The sequence below is a fragment of the Tissierellales bacterium genome (genome assembly GCA_025210965.1).
Lineage (GTDB): Bacteria > Bacillota > Clostridia > Tissierellales > JAOAQY01 > JAOAQY01.
In genome coordinates, this window is sequence record JAOAQY010000185.1 from 1 (window position 1) to 4,665 (window position 4,665).

At 34.3% G+C, this 4,665-nt stretch carries 8 protein-coding genes; all 8 read right to left on the reverse strand.

The annotated features are described in order from the left end of the window. Positions 1 to 181 precede the first annotated feature (181 nt). Positions 182 to 646, reverse strand: coding sequence for a hypothetical protein (locus tag N4A40_13620; GenBank protein ID MCT4662891.1), 465 nt, complete (start codon positions 644 to 646; stop codon positions 182 to 184). A gap of 155 nt (positions 647 to 801) precedes the next feature. Continuing rightward, positions 802 to 1,116, reverse strand: a complete 315-nt coding sequence (locus N4A40_13625) for a hypothetical protein (GenBank protein ID MCT4662892.1) — start codon at positions 1,114 to 1,116, stop codon at positions 802 to 804. A gap of 183 nt (positions 1,117 to 1,299) precedes the next feature. Further along, entirely contained in the window at positions 1,300 to 1,896 is a 597-nt protein-coding gene (locus tag N4A40_13630) for a type IV toxin-antitoxin system AbiEi family antitoxin domain-containing protein (protein MCT4662893.1), read from the reverse strand. Between the two features lie 208 nt (positions 1,897 to 2,104). Continuing rightward, complete coding sequence (locus N4A40_13635; GenBank protein ID MCT4662894.1) at positions 2,105 to 2,869, reverse strand: alpha/beta hydrolase; 765 nt, start codon at positions 2,867 to 2,869, stop codon at positions 2,105 to 2,107. Between the two features lie 49 nt (positions 2,870 to 2,918). Next, positions 2,919 to 3,185 (reverse strand): hypothetical protein, encoded by a 267-nt coding sequence (locus N4A40_13640; protein ID MCT4662895.1) that lies wholly within the window; start codon positions 3,183 to 3,185, stop codon positions 2,919 to 2,921. An 82-nt stretch (positions 3,186 to 3,267) separates the two neighbouring features. Beyond that, positions 3,268 to 3,639 carry a Fe-S cluster assembly scaffold protein NifU gene (gene nifU / locus N4A40_13645; GenBank protein ID MCT4662896.1) on the reverse strand — a complete coding sequence of 124 codons (372 nt, stop codon included), beginning with the start codon at positions 3,637 to 3,639 and terminating at the stop codon, positions 3,268 to 3,270. A gap of 90 nt (positions 3,640 to 3,729) precedes the next feature. Then, positions 3,730 to 4,302 (reverse strand): molybdenum cofactor cytidylyltransferase, encoded by a 573-nt coding sequence (gene mocA / locus N4A40_13650; protein ID MCT4662897.1) that lies wholly within the window; start codon positions 4,300 to 4,302, stop codon positions 3,730 to 3,732. Next, on the reverse strand, positions 4,299 to 4,665 hold a 367-nt coding region (gene yqeC / locus N4A40_13655), incomplete at its 5' end, for a selenium cofactor biosynthesis protein YqeC (GenBank protein MCT4662898.1). The genes yqeC and mocA, both read right to left, overlap by 4 nt.

The window sequence follows — 4,665 nt, forward strand, 5'->3', positions numbered from 1 at the left end:
CCTCCTATTTGAATTTGCCTCTACAAATTTGTTTTATTATTTTTTTCATTTATGTACTCTTTTGATGTGAATTTACTATATTATATCAATAAATTGATGCCCTTGTGAAATTGTCCTCATTCAAAAATACAATAAGTTACCTTAGGATGGTGCCAGGCACCACCTTAAGGTAACTTATTGGTTATGCTTCTATGTTTTCTCTTTTCTTTATTTCTAGTTTATCGCACATGGCGTGAAAGTCTTTTAGCCATTTTATTCGGCCTAGATCTCTGAGGTCTATTACTATTCCTGTGCTTTTTTGTCTTATGGCTTCTAGGTCGTAGAGTTCGCATTTTACAAATCCATTTTCATCCCATACGTATTTGCACGGCTCGTAGTCTTGCCAATTGTTTTCAAAGTACTTTACCTTTGCAAAACAGAGTCTATGTATATGAAATATCATACCAATTACAGTTGATTTTCTAGCAAGTTTATGAGAAAAATACTCTTGAGTTGGATACTTGTCTTGAATTTTTTCCCAGTATAATTTTCCATTAGATGTAAGACCGTATTTATCCAATACCTTGCATTTTTCTTCGCTCAAGTCTTCTCTTAGTATTTTTTCTCTCGTATCATCATCACAATTTCTCACAAAATCCCAATCCACTCGAGACACCTCCATATACTGATTTTTCAAACTATTTACAGTATAATTATATAATTGAACCAAAGTCTCTTTCAAATTGCAATTTGTGATATAAGTTTGCTGTATTATAAAAAAGACTAATAATGCAGTTTAGCTCACTATGTCTAAAAGTATTTTTATTTCTCATATTGCCTTTTTTCATAATTCCATTTACCCCAAAATTCATCTTCATTTACCATTGCTTGAAAAGGTGGATTAATAAACATGACAATTAGCTCAACAACTTTTCCAAAATCCAATTTATACTTCAAAATTTTATTACAAAAATTGTCCCATCGGTTTATAATTTCATTGTTATCAACTAATCTTTCAATAACTATAACAGAATCTGCTTTATAGGGTGTTTCTCTTTTAGAAAGTGTTTCATAAATTGCTTTTTGCAACTTTCGACCTTCGAATTCAAATGAATTTGCCAGTCGGTCTTGTTTCAAATCCGCTAATCGAATACAAAAGAAATCCACCTTTGAGTATTAATTTATCTGAATAGTTGCTCTGAGCCAATCTTCTAATAAACTCCTCTTGGCAAAACAAATTCAGTAGTTGTTGAAAAGGAACACCTTTTTGTTTCGCTTTGTTTTTAATTTTAGCTAACAGCGAAGCACTAGAATTAACCATTATAACCACTTCCCTATCTGTGACTGCACTTTTCTGGTAATATTAAATATTTTTGCGTATTCAAAGAGATGCCTTATGTTTTTTTTCGGATCTTTAATATAACGCATAATTGCATTTGAAAACACCTCTCGTTCAAGCTTACGTTCATAACGCATCACATCACATATCGTTCGATCTCTATCAAATATTGCTATATCCACTCCATCAACAACATATGTAACTTTTCCCACATTCAAGAATTTAGGTTCTTGATAATAAGGTTGAATAATAGGATAATCAATATCATATTGGCTCTTTTCGCTATTTCTATCAACTGCAATTTGCCAAGCAAATGGAATTCTATCTGTATATCCATAATGAAGTAGTGCGCTTTCCAAAAAAATTACAGCTTTTGGAAACAATCTAGAAATAATAACTTCCTCTGAGTTTATAGCATCCGCAAGTTCATAATATCCTTTTTTTATTTTTGAAAGTTCTCCTTGTTCAAGAAGCCTTTTTATCTCTCGGCTACTAAGCCCTAAGCTATTAAGTTCAGATGTCTTCAGAATACCACCATTTTTATTAAATTCTTTAACTATTTTTTCTATATCAATCATATCCGCACCTCATTATCCACATTGCATTTCCAATGCGTGTATTTAAGTGCAATTATACCACTTAAGCAAATAATTTTCAATCTTATTGTTCACGCCTCTATATTCAGAATACGAATGTCCGACCAAAGCAGAGAAGAACCAAAGTCTCTTTCAAATTGCAATTTGTGATATAAGTTTGCTGTGTTATAAAAAAGACTAATAATGCAGTTTAGCTCACTATGTCTAAAAGTATTTTTATGAATTTGTCTCTACCATATTTTTCATTCCACGGTGTATGTCCGCATTTTTCTATAGTATGAAGATTGTATTTTATATTGTGTCTATCAAATGGCTCTATTATACCTTCTAGTGGATGTGGATCTTCTATTCCGTGTATTATGTCTATTGGGCATTTTATATATTTTCCCATATCCAAGAGTGTATTGTCACTTCTAATAGTATTAAATTCCTTCATCAACATGCTATGGCCTAAAGCATCGAATGCTATTAGTTCATCTTCGTATCTATCGTTTTCATAGCTGTCCATCTTAGATGCTAATTTCCCAAAATCGTCTAAATCGTCAATTTGACCTTTTTCAGATAACATCTTGAAGTGATTCTGCATTCTCACTTGTTCTTCTTCGGTCAATACTTTACGTCTTCGCTCTGACATAAGTGGCAAATATTTCTCGTCAAATGCACCTGCATTTATCATCACTATTCTCTCTACATCATATTTAGCCGCATAAATGTATGCTAAATAAGCGCCCCATGAGTGTCCTACAATTATAGGTCGGTCAATGTTTTCATATTTGATTATATTTTGTATCTCCTCGCATTGATCATCTATTGATCTACCTCTACTGTAAACTTCGATACTATCTTCAAGTATATTTGCAATGCCTGCGGCTGATCCTATAGCGCCTGGTCCTCCGTGAAGTACTAGTATACTAGACTTCTGCCCGTGTTTCTTATAGTTTAGATTCTCTACCATGCATTTCCTCCCAAATTTGATTTTCCGTTTTATATATTCGAAAATTATTCTATTTTGCCTTAGCCACCGTAGTCCAAGTAAATGAATTCGACTTTCCACTCTCATCTTTCATGAATCTATCTCCCATTATAAATACATATTTGTCATCAGGACTCCAATTTGAAGACCATCCTCCCGGTGCCCATAGCTCAGCGCTTGTATCTTCTTTGATATCATATATCACCGCTCTATCGTTTTCACCGTTTATACCTATTCTCTTTGAATAAACTATTTTTTTCGACTTTCTAATGTTTATATATCTTCTTTGCCAAAACATTCCAGAACAAGAACAAAATAAGTTACCTTAGGATGGTGCCTGGCACCATCCTAAGGTAACTTATTTGTAAGTTGGTTGTTTTTTAGTTGTTTGTTTTGGCTCTATAATCTTCTATGGCTTTTCTAATAACTTCTTCGGCTAATACGGAACAGTGCATTTTGTTAGCTGGTAGTCCACCTAGTGCATCTGCAACTGTTTTATTTGTTATATTTAGTGCTTCTTCGACTGTTTTTCCTTTTATAAGCTCTGTAGACATGCTTCCAGCAGCTACAGCTGAACCACAACCATAGATCAAAAATCTAGCATCCTGAACCACATTGTCGTCCACTCTAATGTAAAGTCTCATCAAATCACCACAGCTAGCTCCACCAGCTTGACCTATACCGTTTGCATCCTTGAGTTCTCCAACGTTTCTAGGATTTTTAAAGTGATCCATAACTATATCTGTATACATACTCAATCTTCCTTTCATTTTGGCATTCGCCCATTTACTTCCTATATAATTTATACACCTTTTTGAGGCAAATGACAAATGATTTTAATTCTATTTGCCAATTAGACGTTCAAATTCTTCCCTTGTATCTATATCTACAAGCACCATTTCGTCTTCTATTTCTACACTTTCAACCCTTGCTCTATTAAGCGATATGACAGCTTTTCCGCCTGTATCACCTCGAAGATTTAAAAAATCTGCTCTCAAATCACTTGGAAATAATACTGGGTTTCCTCTTCTGCCCTCATAGCTAGGCACTACTATGCATTTAGGACATTTGATAAAGTGATCTACCAATGTATCTATGAGCTCTGAGCTCAAAAATGGTTGATCCGCCGCTACAAATAAATATCCATCACTGTCTCCTGCATGTTCTACGCCAAGCCTAATACTCGCACTTATCCCTTCGCTCGCTTCATTATTTTCCACTACATCAAAGCCGTACTCTCTTCCCATACCGAGTATCGTTTCGCCTCTAGCTACAACTATGGTTCTATCTACCTTGCTGTTTTTAAGTGCTTCTAGTACCCACTTTATAATTGGTTTTCCTCTAAACTCTATGAGTAGTTTATTTTCTCCCATCCTTTTAGAATAACCAGAAGCCATCACAATTGCTGTTATCATTTTAATAAACTCCCTATGTGTACTTTTATTTCCATATCTGAATGCGATAATTCAAGCCCCTGATGTAACATCTCTGCATGCATTTTCATTATAGGAGTTTCTGCTTTATTTATGAAAATATGTTTCTCACCTACAGAATTTTTGAAAAGTCCTCTTGGATGTGTTATCATTCTTACCAAGTGATCTATTCTTATCCTATCTCCTCTTCTAGCTTTTGCTATTTCGCAGAACAAATCACATCTGTGAACGTTTTTATCTGTCGCATGAAGTCCTAGTGCAGTGATATCTATTATAGCTATAGTCTTGTCTGTTTGCTCATAAACTACAGGTTCTGTATCATTCCATCCTTTAAGCGGCAATCCC